This window comes from Mesorhizobium sp. P2_F8, assembly GCF_056403655.1.
Genome location: NZ_JBFUFB010000001.1, coordinates 659,782 through 679,422, shown reverse-complemented (window position 1 = coordinate 679,422; position 19,641 = coordinate 659,782). Strand labels below are relative to the sequence as shown.

The window sequence follows — 19,641 nt, the reverse complement described above, 5'->3', positions numbered from 1 at the left end:
GTTCCTCCCTTCAACACAAATCACACGGTGCAAATTCCTTGAACTGTCATGCGCGGGCCTCGAACGCATGATACGCGTCTTCGAGAATGTCGAAAACCATGTCTGAGCCGATGTGCTCGATCACGCCGGCCCGAACAAGGATGTCCCGCGCTTCGGCATGAAGGTCCGCTAGGCCAAACCTGATCCCGCGATTGCGCAATTCGTCAAATAGCTCCTCCAGCATTGCAGCTGCCGAGCTGTCGATCTGGGAAATTGCACTTGCATCGATCAGCAGCCAGCGGGTGTCGATCGGCAATTCCTCGGCAATGGACCGCAGCCGCGATGCGACGTAATCGGTGTTGAAGAACAGCAGGCTGCCCTGGATAAGGCAAACAGCAAGGCCGGGCACCTGACGGGCCTCGGGCGTTCGATGCAGTTTGTAGAAGCCGTCATGGCCTGGAACACGGCCGAGCATGGCGTCGCGGGGAAACATCAGCTTGCGCAGGACATAGACGAGCGTCGCACCGATCGCGATGACGACCCCGTTGAGCACGCCCAGACCGATCGGACCCCACATCGCGATGAGCGCGAAGACGAACTCCATGCGGCTGATGCGCCAAATCTGCCTAAGGGCCGCGAGATCGATCAGGCTGATTGCAGTAGCCGCAAGAATCGCCCCGAGCGCAGGGATCGGGATAATCCTTAGGGTCTGCCCGAGAAACAGCAGTGTCGCGATCAGGGCCGCGGCAGCCACGATGCTCGAAACTTGCGAGCGTCCGCCAACGGACAAGTTAACCGCCGTGCGCGAGTCGGAGGCCGTAACCGGGAAGGCGCCGAAAAGGCTCGCGCCTATGTTCGCAGCGCCAAATCCGATGAGCTCGCGATTTGGATCGACCGGGTAGCCGCCTATTGCCCCAAAGCTGCGGGCCGTAATGATGCCGGCGCCGTAGCTCACGACGAAGATCGCCGCAGCGCCGAGGACCAGCGTCTGGATCGGAAGGCCAGCAATCGCTGGCAACGACAACGAGGGCAACCCTGTCGGAATATCGCCGACTACGGCAATGCCGCGTCCTTCAAAGTCGAAGGCGGCTGAAAGCACTACGGCGAGGACCACAACCAGCACTGGCCCGGGAACCGGAAAACGCATGATCCGTACGATCTGCAACAAACCGAACATCCCCATGGCCAGCAGGAGAGACTGCCAATGTATCGATCCGGCCTTGCGCAGAAGTTCGAGGACCGGTCCGAGCAGGCCTTCCGCCTCGATCTTGACTCCGGTGAAGCGACCGATTTGCCCGATCAGGATCGAAAACGAGATACCGATGAAGAACCCCGTCAGAATGGGGCGCGAGAGGAAGGTCGCAAGAACGCCGAGCCGAAGCACCCACGCCGCCAGGCACAACAGCCCAACGCCAAGCGCAAGGACTGCTGCGACCGCTGTTCGGTCCACTTCGAGCCCGACTGGCACGCTCGCTGTAACGGCAACTAAAACCGCCGCGAGCACCGTCATCGTAGCCGCGTCCGGGCCGACTATGAGCTGACGCGAGGGGCCAAAGATCGCGTAGGCCACCAGCGGCGCGATACTCGCGTAGATGCCGGTCTCTGGCGGCAGGCCCGCTATCGCGGGGTAGGCGATGGCACTGGGAAGCCCAACCGCGGCAACTGCAAGCCCGGCGGAAACATCGCTTCGCAGCCAGCCCAGTTGATAACCGGAAAGGCTTGCAGGCACGGGAAGGCGCACGCCCACCGGGTTGAATCCTTAGCTGGCATAGCAATTTTATTAGCGTAAACTAAGTCTACAGATTTGTAAAAGGCCTGACATCAATCAGCCATGAGCGAGATCGAGTTAAAATTTCTCCTCGACGAACCGACGTCGACCCAACTGAGCGCGCGCGTGAAGGCGCTTAAGCTGGCTACTGGCCGCCCGAAAACCAGGACGCTCAGAAGCATCTATCTCGACACCCCTGGTCATGCGCTGAAGAAGGCAGGAGTCGCGCTCAGACTCCGGCGCGACGGGCGACGTTGGATACAGACCGTCAAGACCAAGCCAGAGCTGCATGGCGGCTTGTCGCAGGTTGGCGAAGTGGAGAATCCGGCTCCAGGCGGACGGCCATGTCTCGAAGCGATTCCCGACGCAGCGGTCCGGGAAGAGGTCATTCGCCGCGTGAACGGCGCGCCGCTTGAGCCCGTCTGCGAGACCGTGATCAGGCGCTCCGTCAGCGAGCTGTCCCTTGAGGACGGCACGCGTGCGGAACTGGCAATAGACATCGGCGAAATCCACGCGGGGGAGCGCTCGGCCGAGTTGCGTGAACTCGAGATCGAACCCATCGAGGGCAGCCTGGGCGGACTGTTCGACATCGCGCATCTACTGTTTCCTGACGGGGGCCTGAGGTTCTCCTGCCTTTCCAAGGCGGCGCGCGGCTATCTCCTCGCGGAACAGGGATGGATCGACCCGCCGCTCGCGCCCCGCAATGCCGAGGACGTTGCGCTCGATCGGGCTCAGATCGCCGAGCAGGCGGCACGCGACGTCCTTCGCGAGTGCCTCGAGCAGATCGCCACGAATGTCGTGGTCATCCGGAAGCTGGACGATCCCGAAGGGCCGCACCAGTTGCGGATCGGCCTGCGCCGATTGCGAAGCGCGTTCTCTGCCTGCGTTTCCGTTCTGAAGAGCCCGGAAATGACGCGGCTCAACATGGAAGCCCGCTGGCTTGGTCAGGAGGTCGGGCGTCTCAGGGATATCGACGTGGTGGCGAACGACATCGTGCGACGGGAGGCCGAGGCCCACGTGGATGAACCGGGTTTGCCGCCCCTGGCCGATGCTCTCTCGCGGCAGGCGGGGCGGCAGCTTGATCACCTTCGCAAGCTTCTCCCCGAGGCGCGCGTGCAGGCGTTCCTGATCGACCTGGCGCGGTTCGTGGAGGCCCGGGGCTGGCTCGTTCCTCAGGATTTTGGCCAGACCGAGCGGCTTGCAGCGCCGGTCGTCGAGTTGGCCGGCAAGGCACTCAGCAAGCGCTGGAAAAAGGTTAGCAAGCGCGCGCACGGACTTGAGACCTTGACGGTTGAGCAACGCCACGACCTGCGGAAAGAGCTGAAGACGCTGCGCTATGCGGTTGAGTTCTTCTCTCCCTTGTACCCGGCGAAACGTGTTGAACAGTTCCTGAAGCAATTGAAGAAACTTCAGGCGGTCTTCGGCGACCTGAACGACGCGGCGATGGTCAGAGCCATGTTGACGGAGGCGGAAGCGCCCGGCGCCGGCGATCCGGCCGCGCAACGCGCCATCGGATGGGTGATTGGGGCGAGCCAGGCGCGCGCCGAATTCGGCTGGGCTGGCGCAAAAACCTTGTGGGAAAACCTGGATGAGATCCGCCCCTTCTGGAAGTAACTCGGCACCGACATGTCTGACACAAGCGTCAATGAGTGCCTAATTAGTCTTGGTTGAAACGCGTCGTATAATGCTGAATGGCCGCCCGTACATTGGAAAATAGGCGCTCGGGTCCCAGCCGATTGGCGAAGCCTGAGGCCCGGATGTATTCAAGTACGCTGGGGTTCAGCCCTACCAGCCAACACGTCACGCCTTGCTCGGTCATGCGGCGTTCACCCTCCATCAACATCTGGAGGGCTGAATACTCGATGTCGAAAACCCGGCTCATGTCGAGCGCGAGGACACGCGGCTTATGCTCGGCGACCAGGGTCTGGATCCGATCCGCGACCCGTTGAGCATTGGCGAAGAAGAGCCGTCCCTCAGGCCGAAGGATCAACAGGCCCTCGAATGTCTCGTCGTCCGGGTGCTCGGACGACAACGGCCGGAGTACGTCGGCTCCCCGTTTGCGGCCGATAACGTAGACGTTTGGGTTCGCCGCCTGACTGGCTAAGCCCGCCAGCGACAGGACAATCGCCACGACGATGCCCTGGAGCGTGCCGAAGGCAAGCACGCCAAGGAAGGCCGCCAGCGCCCATCGAAACTCCATTCGCCGGACCTTGCGGATGGAGATGAACTCGGCCGGCTGAATTAGTCCAATCGAGTAGACGATCACGATTGCCGCCAGCACAGCCTGGGGCAACAGGCTGAGCAGAGGGGCAAGCAGCAGCATGGTGGCTGCTGCGGCGGCGGCCGTGACGAGCGACGCCATCTGCGTGCGTCCGCCGACCGCGCGGACCACGGCGGTCTGGGAGGTACCACCCCCCGCCGGCATGGCGCCGAACAAAGCGCCTGCCAGGTTGGCGGCGCCGGTTGCAAGAAGCTCGCGGTCGGGCTTGATGGGTGGCTCGGCGGGGTCGGCAAAGGCTCGGCCGGCGGCGATCGTTTCGGTGAAGCTCATCAATGCGATGCCGAGAGCGCCGGGCAAGAGTTGCTGGACAAGGCTGAGACTGGGCAAGGTGACCGACGGGAGCGACTGTGGAATGAACCCCACGGTGGCAACGCCCAAGGAATCCAAGCCAAGGAACCACGAAAGCACGATCCCGGCACTCACCACGACGAGGGGAGCTGGCGAATGGGGCCAGAGCCGCTCCATGGCCAACAGCGCGACTATTGCCGCGATGGCGATGATCAGAGTGAGCACCGACATGTCGGGCAAATGGTGCGCCACACTCAAAATGTCGCGCAGGAAGCCTTCCTTCGCAATGTGTAAGCCAAGCAGCTTCGGCACCTGATCGAGTACGATCACAAGGCCAATGCCGGCCTTGAAGCCGGTTAGAACGGGAGACGAGATGAAATTGGCGACGAACCCGAGGCGAAGCACGAAGGCCCCGATCAGCAGGGCTCCGGTCAGCGCGGTGAGCGTCGCAGTCGCGGTGATCAGCCTGCCCGGGTCACCGTCCGGAACTGCGAGCCCGAGCTGTGTCCCGGCGAGGATCGCGAGGGTGGTCGTAGAGCTTACACTCAGGACACGCGATGTGCCCAGCAGCGCGTAGACGATCATCGGCACGAACGCCGTGTAAAGCCCGATACTTACCGGCAGGCCCGCAACCGTCGCGTAGGCCATCGCCTTAGGCAGGACGACGGCTGCGGCCGTCAGACCTGCGACCACATCGAGGCGTTGGACTGCAACGACCGAGGGAGTTCTCACGCCGCTTTGCCAGCGCTCGTTAATCGAGCGACCTTGTTGATGTCAGTTATGGGTTCTCAACATAGCGCGTAACTCCTCGGCAAGGAAGGGCGCTCAATTACGCACCGTCCTGGGCTCTAATCAGTTGGCAGTGCGGTCCGCCTTCAAATGAAAGCGGATGAGGCAGCGGCAGCTTGACGGGCGGGCGATCCAGTGGTGCCGGGCAGCCGAAACTATTCTGGACAATGCGGTAACAAGGGGATCATATGAAATGCACGTAGGCGTATTTGTGTTCAACCAAGTGGGGGACACTTGATATGGTTGCACAGCTCACAACAGGCGAACGCCAGCTTGCGATCGTTGTTCTCTCGCTTGTCGCCCTCCTAGGGCTGGCCATGGCTGCCGCCGGGCGCGCAGACCCAATCGGCGTGCATGGCTTCATCGTTTTGGCAATTTGCTGTGGTCTCATTTTTGTGGTGCTCGGCGCGTATTACGCACCGGAGCCGTCTCCAGAACGGCTGGAGCATTACTATGACGACCCCAGCAAGGTCGGCATTGTGCTGACGATGGCCTGGGCGGTGGTCGGCATGTTCCTCGGCGTTTGGGTCGCAAGCCTGCTCGCGTGGCCGGACCTGACCTTCGATGCAGCGTGGGCGAGCTTCGGCCGCCTGCGCCCCGCCCATACCAGCGCCGTCATCTTCGGGTTTGGCGGCAACGCGCTGATCGCCACCTCCTTCCACGTTCTCCAGCGCACGTCCCGGGCGCGGCTGCCGGACCAGTTCAGCCCATGGTTCGTGCTCATCGGCTACAATCTGTTCTGCGTGGTCGCGGCGACCGGCTACTTCATGGGCGTGACACAGTCGAAGGAATACGCCGAGCCTGAATGGTATGCTGATATCTGGCTGGTCGTCGTCTGGGTAACGTATTTTGCCATCTACATCCGCACGCTGGCGCGGCGGAAGGAACCGCACATCTATGTCGCCAATTGGTACTATATGGCCTTCATCCTGGTTGTCGCGATCCTCCACATCGTGAACAATCTTGCCGTCCCGGTATCGTTCGGACACGCCAAGAGCTATTCCGTCTTTTCAGGTGTCCAGGATGCGATGGTTCAATGGTGGTACGGCCATAACGCCGTCGCGTTCTTCCTTACGGCCGGCTTTCTCGGCATGATGTATTACTACCTGCCAAAGAGGGCCGGGCGGCCTATCTATTCCTACAGGCTTTCCATCATCAGTTTCTGGGGCATCACCTTCATGTACATGTGGGCGGGTTCCCACCACCTGCTCTACACGGCGTTGCCACAATGGGTTCAGACGCTGGGCATGACCTTCTCGCTGATCCTGCTGGTACCTTCCTGGGCTTCGGCCGGCAACGCACTCGCCACGCTCAACGGCGCCTGGCACAAGGTCCGCGACGATGCGACCCTGCGCTTCATGATGGCCGCGGCGGTCTTTTACGGACTGACCACGTTCGAGGGGTCGTTCCTGGCCATTCGCCCGGTCAACTCGCTATCCCACTACACTGATTGGACCGTCGGACATGTACACGCCGGCGCGCTTGGGTGGGTCGCGCTGATAACGTTCGGCTCGATCTACTGTATCGTTCCGTGGCTCTGGAAGCGCGAGCGTATGTATTCAGCGCGGCTGGTCGAAGTCCATTTCTGGTTGGCCATTATCGGAACGGTTATCTACGTCTTCGCGATGTGGAATTCGGGCATCATCCAAGGCCTGATGTGGCGGACCTACAACGAGAACGGAACGCTGACCTACTCCTTTGTGGAGTCCATGGTCGCCATGCATCCCTACTACATCGCGCGCGCCTTTGGCGGTCTTCTGTTCCTTATGGGCGCTATCGTCGGTTCCTACAACATCTGGATGACGATCCGTGGCGAGGCGGAGGTCGCCTCTGAGTCCGCAGACCTCCCCGAGCCCAGGCTCGCGTCCGCGCCGGGGGAGTAGGACATGGCCGAATTTCATCGCAAGATTGAACGCAACGCCATGGGCTTCGTTCTGGCCATCGTCGTCGTCGCCAGCATTGGCGGCTTTGTCGAGATCGCTCCACTGTTCACGATCGACGACACGGTCGAGAACGTGCAGGACATGCGGCTCTACACCCCGCTGGAGCAGGCTGGGCGCGACATCTACACGCGCGAAGGTTGCTACGCCTGCCATTCTCAAATGATCCGAACACTGCGCGACGAAGTCGAACGCTACGGTCCTTATTCGCTCGCCGTAGAATCTAAATACGATCATCCGATGTTGTGGGGATCAAAGCGCACGGGACCGGATCTGGCCCGCATCGGCGGCAAATATTCTGACGCCTGGCAGGTCGCCCACCTGATCAATCCCCGCGACGTCGTGCCGGAATCCGTCATGCCGAAATATGGCTGGCTGCAGCGCAACGCCCTGCGCATCGACGACCTCGGCGAGCATTTGGCCGCTCTCAGGGACGTCGGCGTTCCCTACACGGACGACATGATTGCCAACGCGACCCAGGATGCTCTCGGCCAGGCCGCTCCGGACGGTGATTTCGCCGCCGGCGTTGTCAAGCGCTACGGGCAGGCAACGCAGGTCAGGGCTTTTGACGGCGATCCGGGAACCATCACGGAAATGGATGCTCTGGTCGCCTATCTCCAGATCATCGGCCATCTCACCGACGCTGCCTACAAACAGGCGGCAGCCGCGGAGCCTGCAAAATGAACTTCGACCATGACACCGTCGTCGGCTTCACGAAGAGCTGGGGGCTGTTCTACCTGATCGCTATGGCAGTTGGCGTCCTGATCTATGTTTTCTGGCCTTCGAACTTAGAGCGGTTCCACGCGGCCAAGAAGAACATCCTCGATGAGGACGACAAGCCATGGAAGTAGGCGAACGCGATCCCGTCACCGGGCAGCTGACGACGGGTCATGAATGGAACGGCATAAAGGAGCTCTACACTCCGGTACCGCGGGTCGTGATCTTGTTTCTCGTCCTCACGACCCTGTTCGCGGTGGGATACTGGATCCTCATGCCTGCTTGGCCCTTGGGGCGGACCTACACGAAGGGCCTGCTTGGGGTCGATCAGAAAACGACGGTCGAACGTCAGGTCGAAGAGGCCACCGCCGAACGCACGGTATGGACGAAGCGGATTGACGAGATGGATTTCCCGGCGATCAGGGCCGACCCCGCGCTGATGGAAACCGTACGCGAAGCCGGAGCGACGCTCTTTAAGGACAATTGCGCGGCGTGCCACGGAGCTCGTGGCACAGGAGGTAAGGGTTTCCCCGACCTGACGGCAGCCGCATGGCTGTGGGGCGGTAATCCAGAGACCATTGTCGAAACGCTGCGCGTTGGGATCAATTCAGCGCATGACGAAACACGGACCTCGCAGATGCTCGCCTTCGGCCGTGACGGAATCCTCAACCTAGCGCAGATCAACGATGTGCGTGCCTACGTTCAGTCTCTCGGCGGGTCGAACGAACCCACCGTCGCTTCGCCTGAGGCCGTTTCTCGCGGAAAGGAAGTCTTTGTCGCGAACTGTGTTGCCTGTCATGGAGAGGATGCCAAAGGCAAACAAGACGTAGGCGCTCCTGATCTCACCGATGCCAGTTGGATCTATGGGGGAGATAGCCAGTCGATCCACACGTCGATCTATTCGGGGCACCAAGGACAGATGCCGTCCTGGGAGCAGCGCCTTTCGACGACCCAGCGCAAGATCCTCGCACTTTATGTCCTGTCACTTTCGGAGAAAAGATCGTGACGGTCGCCGCTGAAAAAACAGAAGCAGGGATCGCTCCACGGGCATTCTCGCGCGGCAAGGCCTTGGCGGTCGCCTTGGTTGCCGCTGGACTTGCCACATTCACCGTTGCAAACGCGCATTTCCTCTACGTGGCATTCATGTCGCAGCCGGACTGCGTTCCACACAGCAAGGTGTCACGAGCCGCCATTCCGGGAGGCCTCTACCAAGCCGCCGATCCGGCTTGCTAGGGCCTTGCGAACACGGCAATGAACCAGGCAGGGCAGGAAGGAACATCACAATGGGCAATGTCGATTTGACAGCGGATGGCCCTACCTACGTGGGGGCCCGCAATCGCCATCTTCCAGCCGGCGCCGCCCTCGGCTGGCTGCGCGCCGGTTGGCGTGACCTCATGGCAGAGCCGAGTTCCAGCCTCGCCTACGGCCTCGCTGTGTTCATCGTTTCAGTCGCGATCGTCGGAGGACTTTTCTTCCTCGGTCTCGACTACATCCTGTTTCCCGCCATCGCTGCCTTCATGGTCGTCGGTCCGCTTGTCGCCATCGGTCTCTACGAAAAGAGCCGGCTGATTGAGGCCGGCGAGCCGGTTTCGCTGCGGCGCATGATCTTCGTCAGGCCGGCCTCCGGCGCCCAGGTCCTGTTCACCGGCTTCATCATGCTGGGGCTAGCCTTGCTGTGGATGCGAGCCGCAGTCATTCTCTATGCGCTGTTCTTCGGTTTGCGGCCGTTTCCAGGCCTCGACCATGTTGCTTCGATGCTATTCACCACGGGCATCGGATGGGCCATGCTCGCCACGGGCACCGTCGTCGGCGGGGTTTTCGCGGCGTTTTCCTTTGCGATCAGCGTTTTCTCGGTACCGATGCTCCTCGACGAGCGGACGGACGCCTTTACGGCAATGGGCATGAGCATTTCCCGCGTCTGGAACAATCGGCCTGTCATGATCGCTTGGGGAGCGATTGTGCTTGCGCTGACCGCGGTCGGCCTGCTGACAGCAATGATCGGCCTGATCGTCGTCTTTCCACTGCTCGGGCACGCTACCTGGCAGGCGTACAAGGCAATCAAATGACGTCGGCTATGCTCAGGCCGCAAAAGGCTGCTGACCCATGACCTGTTGCGCGCCCGGTGCGGAGGCCGCCTTGTCGATCGCCGGGATTGATGCCGGGTCGAACCCGGCGGAGGAAATCCGGCTGGCCAGTCGTGATCTCGGTAACGGCGCCCGACAATCCGCTCTTTCGGTTCCCGGTATTCATTGCGCGGCCTGCATCGCAACGGTCGAAAGTACCCTGTCGAGACTGCCCGGTGTGGAATTTGCCCGCGTGAACCTCTCCATGAAGCGCGTCACGGTGAATTGGCGTGCGGCGGAAATCAGCTCGCCCGATCTGATCGGGGCTCTGCGCGCCGCCGGCTACGATGCACATGTGTTCTCGATCGAATCCGATCCGCGCGATCCTGAGTATTCGCGGCTCATCCGGGCGCTCGCAGTTGCCGGGTTCTCGGCAATGAACATCATGATTCTGTCCGTGTCTGTGTGGTCGGGCGCCGATGCGGGCACACGTCAAGCCTTCCACTTGATATCGGCGGTGCTTGCGCTGCCTGCCTTGATCTACTCGGGGCGGATTTTCCATGCCTCTGCGTGGTCTGCGCTTCGCCAGCGACGGACCAACATGGACGTGCCGATTTCGGTTGGTGTGACGCTTGCCTTCGCGCTTAGCCTCTACGACACGGTCCACAACGCCACTCATGCATATTTCGATGCTGCGACTTCGCTTCTGTTCTTCCTGCTGATCGGCCGTACACTCGACCATTTGATGCGTGAAAAGGCCCGCTCGGCGGTGGCTGGCCTGGCCAGGCTGGCGCCTGCAGGCGCAACGATCATCGAAGCCGATGGCCAGCGGCGCTACGTCCCGGTTGGCGAGATCGAGCCCGGAGCGTCCCTACTCGTTGCCGCTGGTGATCGAATCCCGCTCGACGGGGTGGTGACGGAAGGCGCTTCCGAACTCGATTGCTCGCTGGTTTCGGGCGAGGCCGCACCCAAGCACGCCGGACCAGGGACCATGATCCAGGCAGGGTTGACGAACCTTACGGGTCCGTTGACGGTCAGGACCATTGCGCGTGCGGACAGCTCATTCATTGCCGAAATGGTCCGGATGATGGAGGCAGCCGAGGGCGGACGGGCGCGTTACCGCCGGCTGGCCGACCGGGCCGCCGCCCTCTATTCTCCGGTGGTGCACGTGATGGCCCTGCTGTCGTTCCTCGGCTGGATATCGGCTACCGGCGATTGGCACGCATCGGTCACGATCGCGATAGCCGTCCTGATCATCACCTGCCCCTGCGCGCTGGGCCTTGCCGTGCCGATCGTCCAGGTCGTGGCCGCGCGCCGCCTCTTCGAGAAAGGTATCATGGTCAAGGACGGCTCGGCGCTGGAGCGGCTTGCGGAAGTCGACACCGTGCTTTTCGACAAGACGGGAACCCTGACACTTGGAAAGCCGCGCCTCGTCAACGCCAGCGACATCGAACCGTATGCCCTGGGAATCGCGGCGGCGATCGTCGCCCGTTCCAGGCATCCAATGTCTGCGGCGATCTCGGACGCTGTACAAAACGGTCAGGCATTTCCGGAGTTCGACCGGATTTCAGAACATCCGGGCTGTGGAGTGGAAGCGCGAGCGGGAAACAATATCTATCGCATCGGCCGACCGGACTGGGCGCTTGGCCGCAAAGCCGCAATTTCCGATGAGCGCGCTTTCTCCGTTTCGCTCCTCGTGAAAGACGGCGCGCCGTTGGCCAGCTTCGTATTCGAGGACGGCAATCGTCCTGATGTTCGAGAGACGGTGAGCCGGTTGCAGCGGCAAGGCCTTGCTGTCGGAATCCTCTCTGGGGACCGACGACTTGTCGTCGAAGAACTTGCGTCATCTCTCCGGATCGACAGCTTCATGCCGGAACTGCTTCCATCCGGAAAAGTTGCGCGCATCGCCGAACTGCGCAAGGCCGGAAGCACGATTCTGATGGTCGGCGACGGCCTGAACGATGCTCCAGCGCTTGCGGCCGCGCACGTGTCTATGGCGCCCGCGACGGCAGCCGATGTCGGCCGCAACGCCGCGGACTTCGTCTTCTTGCACCCGAGTCTTTCGGCTGTGACGGACGCTCTCGAAATCTCGCGCAATGCAGGAATCCTGATTCGCCAGAATTTCACGCTGGCGATCGGCTACAACATCATCGCGGTACCAGTCGCCATCCTCGGCCACGTGACTCCACTTGTGGCAGCGGTCGCGATGTCGCTGTCTTCGATTGTCGTTGTGTCCAACGCACTTCGTCTCAGCAATCGCCCATGTCGAAAACCGCCCCGCTGGCAAGCCGCATCGACTCACGCCAACATTCAAGCGATGGCTACAGGATCATGAGCTACCTGTCCGTTCTCGTGCCGATCGCAATTCTGATGGGCCTTGCAGGGCTCGCCGCCTTCATGTGGGCGCTGCGTTCAGGACAGTATGACGATCTCGACGGGGCGGCCGAGCGAATCCTTATGGATGACGACCAGGAATGAAACAGCGAGGAAGCAAACCTTCTTGCGGACGGTCGATCCACGCTTCAAATTCAAAGGGCCAGTTTAGGAAAAGTTTCGACTGAGATGACCGGCAGCCTGCGGGGGTTGTCGAAAGGTCTGCTTCGCATCTTCCTTGGAAAATTGTGGGCACGGAAATGGACCCGGGAGACGGGAAGCAAATACACCTGCAGAAGGCCTCGAGATCTGGACTCAGTTACGGCCGAACCAAAGAGCAAAGAGTGTAAGCCTCGGACAACACGAGGCTTTTCCGAGCAGGTACTGTGGCCAAAGGTTCGCCAAAATCCGCTGGTGGAGCTGAGGAGGATCGAACTCCTGACCTCGTCATTGCGAACGACGCGCTCTCCCAGCTGAGCTACAGCCCCGTCCAGCGGATGGCGCATTTATCGGGCGCCGCGCTTTCCTGTCAAGGCGGCGTTTTGCCGAAATCCGCGGCTGCCGGTCGTCAGCCCAGCACGCGGAGGACGGCGGCCCTTGCCGGTTTCGCCCGCAATGGCTACATGTCGGCAACAATTGGAGACCGGCATGCTCGCCCTCATTCAAACAATCGTCATGGCGCTAGACCTCTACTGGTGGGTCATCATCGCCTCGGCGATCTTTTCCTGGCTCTACGCCTTCAACGTCGTCAACTCGCGCAACCAGTTCGTCGGCAGCATCGGCAACATGCTCTACCGGCTGACCGAGCCGGCGTTGCGGCCGATCCGGCGCTTCATACCGGACCTTGGCGGCATCGACATCTCGCCGATCATCCTCCTGCTGATCCTGTTCTTCTTCCGGCAGTTCCTGCTCACCACTGTGGCGCCTCTGGTCTTGTGAACCCATGACTGCATGAGCACGCCGTTCCGCCTGCGCGATGACGGTATCGACCTGTTCGTCCGGCTGACACCAAAAGCGGCGCTGGACAGGCTTGAAGGCATCGAGACCTTGGCGGATGGGCGAAGCCACCTGAAGGCCCGCGTCCGCGCAGTGCCGGAAAACGGCGCCGCCAATCAGGCGCTTGAGCGTTTGCTCGCCAAGGCGTTGGGCGTGTCGGCGTCCGCCGTCTCGATTGTCGCCGGCGGCACCGCCCGGCTGAAGACCGTGCGCATTGCAGGCGACCCAGCGACGCTGGCGAAAGGCATCGAGGCGCTCGGCCAGCAGTCCTGATGCCCTGGCGGTTCAATCCCCCAGCGGCAAACGCGGATCGTCGACTTTCAACGTGTTCACGCTCTGCTTGATGCGGCGCAGGTTTTCCAAAACCTTTGGTCCGCGCGTCTCGGCGACCGATGTGACGATCATGTCGACGATCGACAGCAGCGCATAGCGCGACGATGTTGGCTTGTAGATGTTGCCGTCCTCGAGCGACTGGAAATGGATGACCGTGTCAGCGGCTTTGGCGAGTGCCGAGTCAGGCGGCGTGATGGCGATGGTGGTGGCGCCATACTGCTGGGCGACCTGCACCGCGTCGATGACCGATCGGGCATAGCCGGAAACCGAAAAGGCGATCAGCGTGGTGTCGGGGGTGGCAACAGCGGCGTACATGCGCTGCAGCTGTCCGTCGATCTGCGCAAGCACCGAAACGCCCAACCTGAACAGCCGGTTCTGCATCTCGGTCGCCATCATCGAGGAAATGCCGCCCGACCCGATGCACAGAACGTTGCCGGAGACGGCGATGCGCGCGGCGACGGCGACCAGCGTCGTCATGTCGAGGTTTTCGCTGGCGCGCTGGATGGCTGATATCGCTGCCTCGGTGATGGCGGAAGCGATGCGCTGTTCGCGGGCATCCCGGCTCAACGGCTCCGGCGATAGATACTGGCCGCCGATGGCGATGGCTTGCGCCAGATAGAATTTGAAGTCGCGCAGGCCCTCGCAACCGAGGTTGCGGCAGAACCGGGTCACCGTCGGCTCGCTGACGCCAACGCGGGCGGCAATTTCCGAGATCGCCGCCTTGGAGACCAGATCGAGGTCGGCAAGCACGAAGGCGGCCAGCTTGCGATCCGACTTCGTGCCGTCCTGCAACATCAGTTGCAGGCGTGTGATGATATCGGCCGGCGTCTTCATATTCGTGTTTTCATACGGGCAGACCCGTCGCCTTGTCGAACAGGTGGATGTTGCCGGGATCGACGCTCACCGGCAGCACGTCGCCCGGCCTGACCGGCACCCTGTCGCGGAACACGGCGCGCACCGTGTCGGTGCCGATGGCGCCATATACATGTGTTTCGGAGCCGGTCGGCTCGACGACATCCACCTTGATCGCCATCGCGTCGACGGCCTCGCCGATGACAAAATGTTCGGGCCGGATACCGGCCTCCACCGCACTACCCGCCGACACCTGCTTGCCGGCAAGCGCGAGCCGCCCGCCACCTGTCGACTCGAACCAGGTTTTCTCAGGCGTTGTCTTGAGAGAACCGGAAACAAAACTCATCGAAGGCGAGCCGAGGAAGCTGGCGACGAATTTGTTGGCCGGTCGGTCATAGAGCTCCAGCGGCGCGCCGACCTGCTGGATCCTGCCGCGGTCCATCACGACGATGCGGTCGGCCATGGTCATGGCCTCGATCTGGTCGTGGGTGACATAGACGATCGTCGATTTCAGCCGCTGGTGCAGCGCCTTGATCTCGACGCGCATCTGCACGCGCAATTGCGCGTCGAGGTTGGACAAGGGCTCGTCGAACAGGAACACCGATGGTTCGCGCACGATGGCGCGGCCCATGGCGACGCGCTGGCGCTGGCCGCCGGAAAGCTGGCGGGGGTAGCGGTCGAGATAGGAGAACAGATTGAGGACGCCGGACGCCTTCTTGACCTTTGCGTCGACCGTGGCGCGCGCCTCGCCGCGGATCTTCGGGCCAAAGCCGATATTGTCCGACGCCTTCAGATGCGGAAACAGCGCATAGGACTGGAACACCATGGCGATGTTGCGCTGCTGCGGCGGCAGCGCGTTGGCGCGCACGCCGCCGATCAACAGGTCGCCGGAGGTGATCGTCTCCAGCCCGGCCAGCATGCGCAGCAGGGTCGACTTGCCGCAGCCGGATGGCCCGACCAGCACGACGAACTCGCCGCTCTTGATGTCGAGGCTGACGTTTTCAAGGATCTTGTGCTGGCCGAAGGATTTCGACAGGTCGCGGAACTCGACGTCGGTCATGATCGCGCTCCCAATATGTCGTCGATGAATGGCAGGCAACCGGCCGTCAGGCCAGCGTCCACCGGCATCACCACCCCAGTTACGCCCGATGCGCGATCGGAGGCAAGGAAGGCGACGGCTTCGGCCACTTCCGAAGCGTTGACGATGCGGCCGAGCGGATAGAGCCGCTGCAGCTTGCCGAGGATTTCAGGATCCTTGGCAAGGCGATGGTCCCAGGCGGCAGTGCGGATCGATCCGGGGCAAACCACATTGGCGCGCAGGCCGCTGCGGCCGAGCTCGACGGCAATCGCCTTGGCATAGGCGTTGATCCCGGCCTTGGCCGCCGCATAGGCGGGATTGCCGAAATGCGCGATTGCATTGACCGATGAGATGAAGACGACGCTACCCGAGCCGCGGCTGGCCATCGCCCTGACCAGCGGATCGGCGAACATCATGACGCCGGTCAGGTTGAGGTTGAGCTCCTGTTCGATCTTGTCGGAGGTGAGGGCAGGGAGCGTCTCGGCGCGCGTCCAGCCGGCATTGTTGATGAGAATGTCCGGCACGCCATCCCGGTCGAGGATCGCTGCGATCGCCGCGTCTATCGCAGCCCGGTCGAGAAGATCGAAGACATGGCGGGAGGCAAGGTGCGGGCTGTTCAACGCTTCGCTCGACTGGTCGCAACCGACGACCCTGGCGCCCCGTTGCGCCATCAGCGCCACGATGGCGGTGCCGAGGCCGCCGCCAGCACCGGTCACCACTACAGTCTTGCCTTCGAACTCGGCCCTGCTTTCGAACTTGGCCCTGCCTTCGAATTCGGTTTGCGAAACCACCGTGTGTCATCCTCCGGGAGTTCTGACATTCGTATCAGGCCTAATTCACTAAATGTAATTAAGCAACAGAATAATCTGCTTGCAAGCCTTCCAATCATCGATAATGTAGGAAAGTCACATAAATCTTCTTTGCCGGTCGCGGAGAGGCGCGCAGGTGCAAAATCAAAATGGGAGACATCAAATGAGCCTTGCAAAATGGACTGTCGGCCTGATGGCCGGAATGAGCATGCTGGCATTTGCGGCGCAGGCAAATGCGGGCGAGGTGCGCGTCACTGTCGCCGAGTACAGCGCCAAGACTGGACCTTATTTCGACAGCGTCAAGAAGGAATTCGAGGCGGCAAACCCCGGCATCACCGTCAAGTTCGAAGTGGTACCGTGGGATGTGCTGCTGCAGAAGCTGACCACCGACATCACCGCCGGCACCAATGCCGATCTGTCGATCATCGGCACGCGCTGGCTGATCGACTTTGTCCAGCAGGATGTCGCCGAGCCGCTCGACAGCTATATCAAGCCCGACTTCAAGGGCCGCTTCATCGACACCTTCCTGTCACCCTCGATCATGGACGGCAAGACCTACGGCCTGCCGATCGCGGCCTCGGCGCGTGCGCTGTACTACAACAAGGAGCTGTTCGAGAAAGCCGGCATCGCCAATCCGCCGGCAACCTGGACCGAGCTGCAGGAAGACGCGCGCAAGATCAAGGCGCTCGGTTCCGGCACCTTCGGTTTCGGCCTGCAGGGCAAGGAGATCGAGACCGACGTCTATTACTACTATGCGATGTGGTCCCAAGGCACCGAAATCCTCAACAAGGACGGCACCTCCGGCCTCGGCACGCCGGGCGCGCTCGAAGCCGCCAAGCTCTACAAGTCGATGATCGACGAGGGCCTGACCGAGCCGGGCGTCACCTCCAACAACCGCGAGGATGTGCAGAACCTGTTCAAGCAGGGCAAGGTCGGCATGATGATCACGGCACCCTTCCTGTCCAACCAGATCAAGGACGAGGCGCCAAAGCTGAAATACGGCGTGGCGGCCATTCCGGCCGGACCGACCGGTGCGCGCGGCACCTATGGCGTGACCGATTCCATCATCATGTTCAAGAACTCCAAGAACAAGGACGAGGCCTGGAAGCTGCTCGATTTCCTGTTCACCACCGAGCAGCGCGCCAGGTTCACGCAAGGCGAAGGCTTCCTGCCGGTGAACAAGGAAGAGGCCAAAATGGACTATTATGTGAACAATGCCGATCTGGCGGCGTTCACCGCCCTGCTGCCCGACGCCCGCTTCGCACCGATCATCCCAGGCTGGGAAGAAGTCGCCCAGATCACGTCGGACGCCATGCAGAAAATCTATCTCGGCAGCGCCGAACCCGAGGCAGCGCTGAAGGACGCCGCTGCCAAGGCCAATGCAGTGCTGAAGAAATAGTGCTGAGGAAATAGGGCGTCTCTCCCGCGCCCGTGGCGCGCCCAGACGATCGGGCGCGCCACACTTTTCCGAGGCGAATTTCGAATTCGCCACGGAGCGGGTCATCGTTCAACAGAAAACGCCTGACAGCTCTATCTCTCCGTTTTCAACGCAATCCAGGACGGAAAACCGCTCCACATTTTTCCTGGAATTGCTCTAGGTCAGCCGATGCAAAATCGCTTCTTGCCCTATCTCCTGACCTTGCCCAGCCTGTTCCTGGCGGCTGTCGTCATCTTCTGGCCGGTGTGGGACCTGGTCCAGATCTCGACGCATGAGGTCAGTCGCTTCGGTCAGCTTCGCGAATTCAACGACTTCGCCAATTTCGCGGCGCTCGCTGCCGATCCCGATTTCATGGCCGCGCTCTGGCGCACCGGACAGTGGACGGTGCTGGTCGTCGGTGGCGCGCTGTTGCTGTCGATCCCGGTGGCGATGATCCTCAACACCGATTTCTATGGCCGCGGCGTCGCCCGCGTCATCATCATGCTGCCCTGGGCGGTGTCGCTGACCATGACCGCCGTGGTCTGGCGCTGGGCGCTGAGCGGCGAAAGCGGCATGCTGAACTCGGCGCTGATTGGCCTCGGCCTCATCGACCACAACATCCAGTGGCTGGCGAGCGCCGAGACCGCCTTTCCGATGCAGGTGTTGATCGGCATCCTGGTGACGGTGCCGTTCACGACGACGATCTTCCTCGGCGGTCTGTCGTCGATTCCGGACGACCTCTACGAGGCGGCAGCACTCGAAGGCGCGACATCGCTGCAGCAGTTCCGCGAAATCACCTTTCCGTTGCTGAAACCGTTCATCAACATCGCCATCGTGCTCAACACCATCTACGTCTTTAATTCCTTCCCGATCATCTGGGTGATGACGCAGGGCGGGCCGGCCAATTCGACCGACATCCTGGTCACCCACCTCTACAAGCTGGCCTTCCGAATCGGCAAACTGGGTGAGGCTTCCGCGGTCTCGCTGGTGATGTTCGCCATATTGCTGGTCTTCACCATGATCTATGTGCGGCTGGCGATGCGGGAGCAACGCGGATGACGAGTAAGCTGAAGCGTTCGATCATTGCCTGGCTGCTGCTGGCGCCACTGATCGTGGTGACGATCTTTCCCTTTGCGGTGATGTTCCTGACTGCCGTCAAGCCGAGGCAGGAAGTGCTGTCGCCGACCTGGTGGCCGAGCGAATTCCGCTGGTCGAATTTCTCCGACATGTGGGTGGCGACCGGCTTCGGCCAGGCGCTGCTCAATTCGCTCTACGTGTCTGTTATCGCCACCGTCGGCGCCATCCTGATTTCGGTTCCGGCGGCCTATGCGATGTCGCGCTTCCGCTTTGCCGGCTACGGCGCCTTGCGCCAGTTCCTGCTGATCTCGCAGATGATCTCGCCGATCGTGCTGGTGCTCGGCCTGTTCCGGCTGATGGCGGCCTGGGGCCTGGTCGAAAGCACCACGGCGCTGGGCTTCATCTACATGGCCTTCAACGTCGCCTTCACGGTGTGGATGCTGCAGAGCTATTTCGACACCATCCCGCGCGATCTCGAGGAAGCGGCCTGGATGGAAGGTGCCGGCCGCTGGCTGACCCTGCGCAAGGTGTTCCTGCCGCTCTGCCTGCCGGCGATCGCGGTGACCGCCATCTTTACCTTCATCAATGCCTGGAACGAATTCGTCGTGGCGCTCACCATGCTGCGCAGCCAGGAAAGCTACACGCTGCCGATCCAGGTGTTTTCGCTGGTCGCCGGCCGCTACACCATCGAATGGCACCATGTCATGGCGGCCACGCTGCTGGCGACCTTGCCGGTGGCGATCCTGTTCATCTGGCTGCAGCGCTACCTCGTCAGGGGGCTGGCGCTCGGGGCGGTCAAATAGCCGCTAGAGCGGTTCATCGTTCGCGGAAACGCGGAGCCGCTCTATCTCTTTGTCTTGACACAATTCCGGATGGAAAAG

Annotated in this window: 19 protein-coding genes and 1 tRNA gene; 14 read left to right on the top strand and 6 right to left on the bottom strand. The window is 61.6% G+C overall.

Annotated elements, in window-relative coordinates; translation table 11 throughout:
• Positions 1–46: 46 nt before the first annotated feature.
• Positions 47–1,726 (bottom strand): SulP family inorganic anion transporter, encoded by a 1,680-nt coding sequence (locus AC1DZP_RS03240; RefSeq protein ID WP_477300113.1) that lies wholly within the window; start codon positions 1,724–1,726, stop codon positions 47–49.
• Between the two features lie 84 nt (positions 1,727–1,810).
• Between AC1DZP_RS03240 and AC1DZP_RS03235 the strand changes: the two genes are divergently transcribed.
• Complete coding sequence (locus AC1DZP_RS03235; protein ID WP_477300112.1) at positions 1,811–3,361, top strand: CYTH and CHAD domain-containing protein; 1,551 nt, start codon at positions 1,811–1,813, stop codon at positions 3,359–3,361.
• A 43-nt stretch (positions 3,362–3,404) separates the two neighbouring features.
• Here AC1DZP_RS03235 and AC1DZP_RS03230 read toward each other — a convergent pair whose 3' ends face one another.
• Positions 3,405–5,048, bottom strand: coding sequence for a SulP family inorganic anion transporter (locus AC1DZP_RS03230; protein WP_477300111.1), 1,644 nt, complete (start codon positions 5,046–5,048; stop codon positions 3,405–3,407).
• A 296-nt stretch (positions 5,049–5,344) separates the two neighbouring features.
• Between AC1DZP_RS03230 and ccoN the strand changes: the two genes are divergently transcribed.
• From ccoN to ccoS, 8 genes are read left to right on the top strand one after another with little or no spacing between them, the layout of a single operon-like run.
• Positions 5,345–6,988, top strand: coding sequence for a cytochrome-c oxidase, cbb3-type subunit I (gene ccoN / locus AC1DZP_RS03225; protein ID WP_477300110.1), 1,644 nt, complete (start codon positions 5,345–5,347; stop codon positions 6,986–6,988).
• 3 nt (positions 6,989–6,991) lie between these two features.
• On the top strand, positions 6,992–7,729 hold the full coding sequence (gene ccoO, locus AC1DZP_RS03220; protein WP_477300109.1) for a cytochrome-c oxidase, cbb3-type subunit II: 738 nt from the start codon (positions 6,992–6,994) through the stop codon (positions 7,727–7,729).
• Positions 7,726–7,896, top strand: coding sequence for a cbb3-type cytochrome c oxidase subunit 3 (locus tag AC1DZP_RS03215; protein ID WP_095084121.1), 171 nt, complete (start codon positions 7,726–7,728; stop codon positions 7,894–7,896). The genes ccoO and AC1DZP_RS03215 overlap by 4 nt, the downstream gene beginning before the upstream one ends.
• Positions 7,887–8,768: a cytochrome-c oxidase, cbb3-type subunit III gene (ccoP, locus tag AC1DZP_RS03210; RefSeq protein ID WP_477300108.1), complete on the top strand. Its 882-nt coding sequence runs from the start codon at positions 7,887–7,889 to the stop codon at positions 8,766–8,768. Before AC1DZP_RS03215 ends, ccoP begins: the two co-directional genes overlap by 10 nt.
• On the top strand, positions 8,765–8,995 hold the full coding sequence (locus AC1DZP_RS03205; RefSeq protein WP_245331065.1) for a hypothetical protein: 231 nt from the start codon (positions 8,765–8,767) through the stop codon (positions 8,993–8,995). Before ccoP ends, AC1DZP_RS03205 begins: the two co-directional genes overlap by 4 nt.
• Positions 8,996–9,045: 50 nt before the next feature.
• Positions 9,046–9,828: a DUF2189 domain-containing protein gene (locus AC1DZP_RS03200; RefSeq protein ID WP_477300107.1), complete on the top strand. Its 783-nt coding sequence runs from the start codon at positions 9,046–9,048 to the stop codon at positions 9,826–9,828.
• A 37-nt stretch (positions 9,829–9,865) separates the two neighbouring features.
• Positions 9,866–12,160 carry a cation-translocating P-type ATPase gene (locus AC1DZP_RS03195; protein WP_477300106.1) on the top strand — a complete coding sequence of 765 codons (2,295 nt, stop codon included), beginning with the start codon at positions 9,866–9,868 and terminating at the stop codon, positions 12,158–12,160.
• Positions 12,157–12,303: a cbb3-type cytochrome oxidase assembly protein CcoS gene (gene ccoS / locus AC1DZP_RS03190; RefSeq protein ID WP_095084125.1), complete on the top strand. Its 147-nt coding sequence runs from the start codon at positions 12,157–12,159 to the stop codon at positions 12,301–12,303. The genes AC1DZP_RS03195 and ccoS overlap by 4 nt, the downstream gene beginning before the upstream one ends.
• A gap of 307 nt (positions 12,304–12,610) precedes the next feature.
• Here the strand turns inward: ccoS and AC1DZP_RS03185 are convergent.
• Positions 12,611–12,686: transfer RNA gene (locus AC1DZP_RS03185), tRNA-Ala, on the bottom strand.
• A gap of 160 nt (positions 12,687–12,846) precedes the next feature.
• On the opposite strand from AC1DZP_RS03185, the gene AC1DZP_RS03180 reads away from it, so the two are divergent.
• Complete coding sequence (locus tag AC1DZP_RS03180) at positions 12,847–13,137, top strand: YggT family protein (protein ID WP_477300105.1); 291 nt, start codon at positions 12,847–12,849, stop codon at positions 13,135–13,137.
• A 12-nt stretch (positions 13,138–13,149) separates the two neighbouring features.
• Positions 13,150–13,467 (top strand): DUF167 domain-containing protein, encoded by a 318-nt coding sequence (locus AC1DZP_RS03175; RefSeq protein WP_457150631.1) that lies wholly within the window; start codon positions 13,150–13,152, stop codon positions 13,465–13,467.
• A 12-nt stretch (positions 13,468–13,479) separates the two neighbouring features.
• Here AC1DZP_RS03175 and AC1DZP_RS03170 read toward each other — a convergent pair whose 3' ends face one another.
• Genes AC1DZP_RS03170 through AC1DZP_RS03160 form a run of 3 tightly spaced genes read right to left on the bottom strand, consistent with a single transcriptional unit; the run spans position 13,480 to position 16,248 of the window.
• Positions 13,480–14,361, bottom strand: a complete 882-nt coding sequence (locus tag AC1DZP_RS03170; protein WP_477300104.1) for a MurR/RpiR family transcriptional regulator — start codon at positions 14,359–14,361, stop codon at positions 13,480–13,482.
• 10 nt (positions 14,362–14,371) lie between these two features.
• Entirely contained in the window at positions 14,372–15,439 is a 1,068-nt protein-coding gene (locus AC1DZP_RS03165) for an ABC transporter ATP-binding protein (protein ID WP_477300103.1), read from the bottom strand.
• Complete coding sequence (locus AC1DZP_RS03160; RefSeq protein WP_477300102.1) at positions 15,436–16,248, bottom strand: SDR family oxidoreductase; 813 nt, start codon at positions 16,246–16,248, stop codon at positions 15,436–15,438. Before AC1DZP_RS03160 ends, AC1DZP_RS03165 begins: the two co-directional genes overlap by 4 nt.
• Before the next feature lie 181 nt (positions 16,249–16,429).
• Between AC1DZP_RS03160 and AC1DZP_RS03155 the strand changes: the two genes are divergently transcribed.
• The 3 genes from AC1DZP_RS03155 (at position 16,430) to AC1DZP_RS03145 (ending at position 19,563) form a co-directional block, all read left to right on the top strand.
• Positions 16,430–17,665 carry an ABC transporter substrate-binding protein gene (locus tag AC1DZP_RS03155; RefSeq protein ID WP_477300101.1) on the top strand — a complete coding sequence of 412 codons (1,236 nt, stop codon included), beginning with the start codon at positions 16,430–16,432 and terminating at the stop codon, positions 17,663–17,665.
• A gap of 207 nt (positions 17,666–17,872) precedes the next feature.
• Positions 17,873–18,742, top strand: a complete 870-nt coding sequence (locus tag AC1DZP_RS03150) for a carbohydrate ABC transporter permease (RefSeq protein WP_095084131.1) — start codon at positions 17,873–17,875, stop codon at positions 18,740–18,742.
• The gene (locus tag AC1DZP_RS03145) at positions 18,739–19,563 is read left to right on the top strand and encodes a carbohydrate ABC transporter permease (RefSeq protein ID WP_095084132.1); all 825 of its coding nucleotides are present in this window, start codon (positions 18,739–18,741) and stop codon (positions 19,561–19,563) included. The genes AC1DZP_RS03150 and AC1DZP_RS03145 overlap by 4 nt, the downstream gene beginning before the upstream one ends.
• The last annotated feature ends 78 nt before the right edge of the window (positions 19,564–19,641 follow it).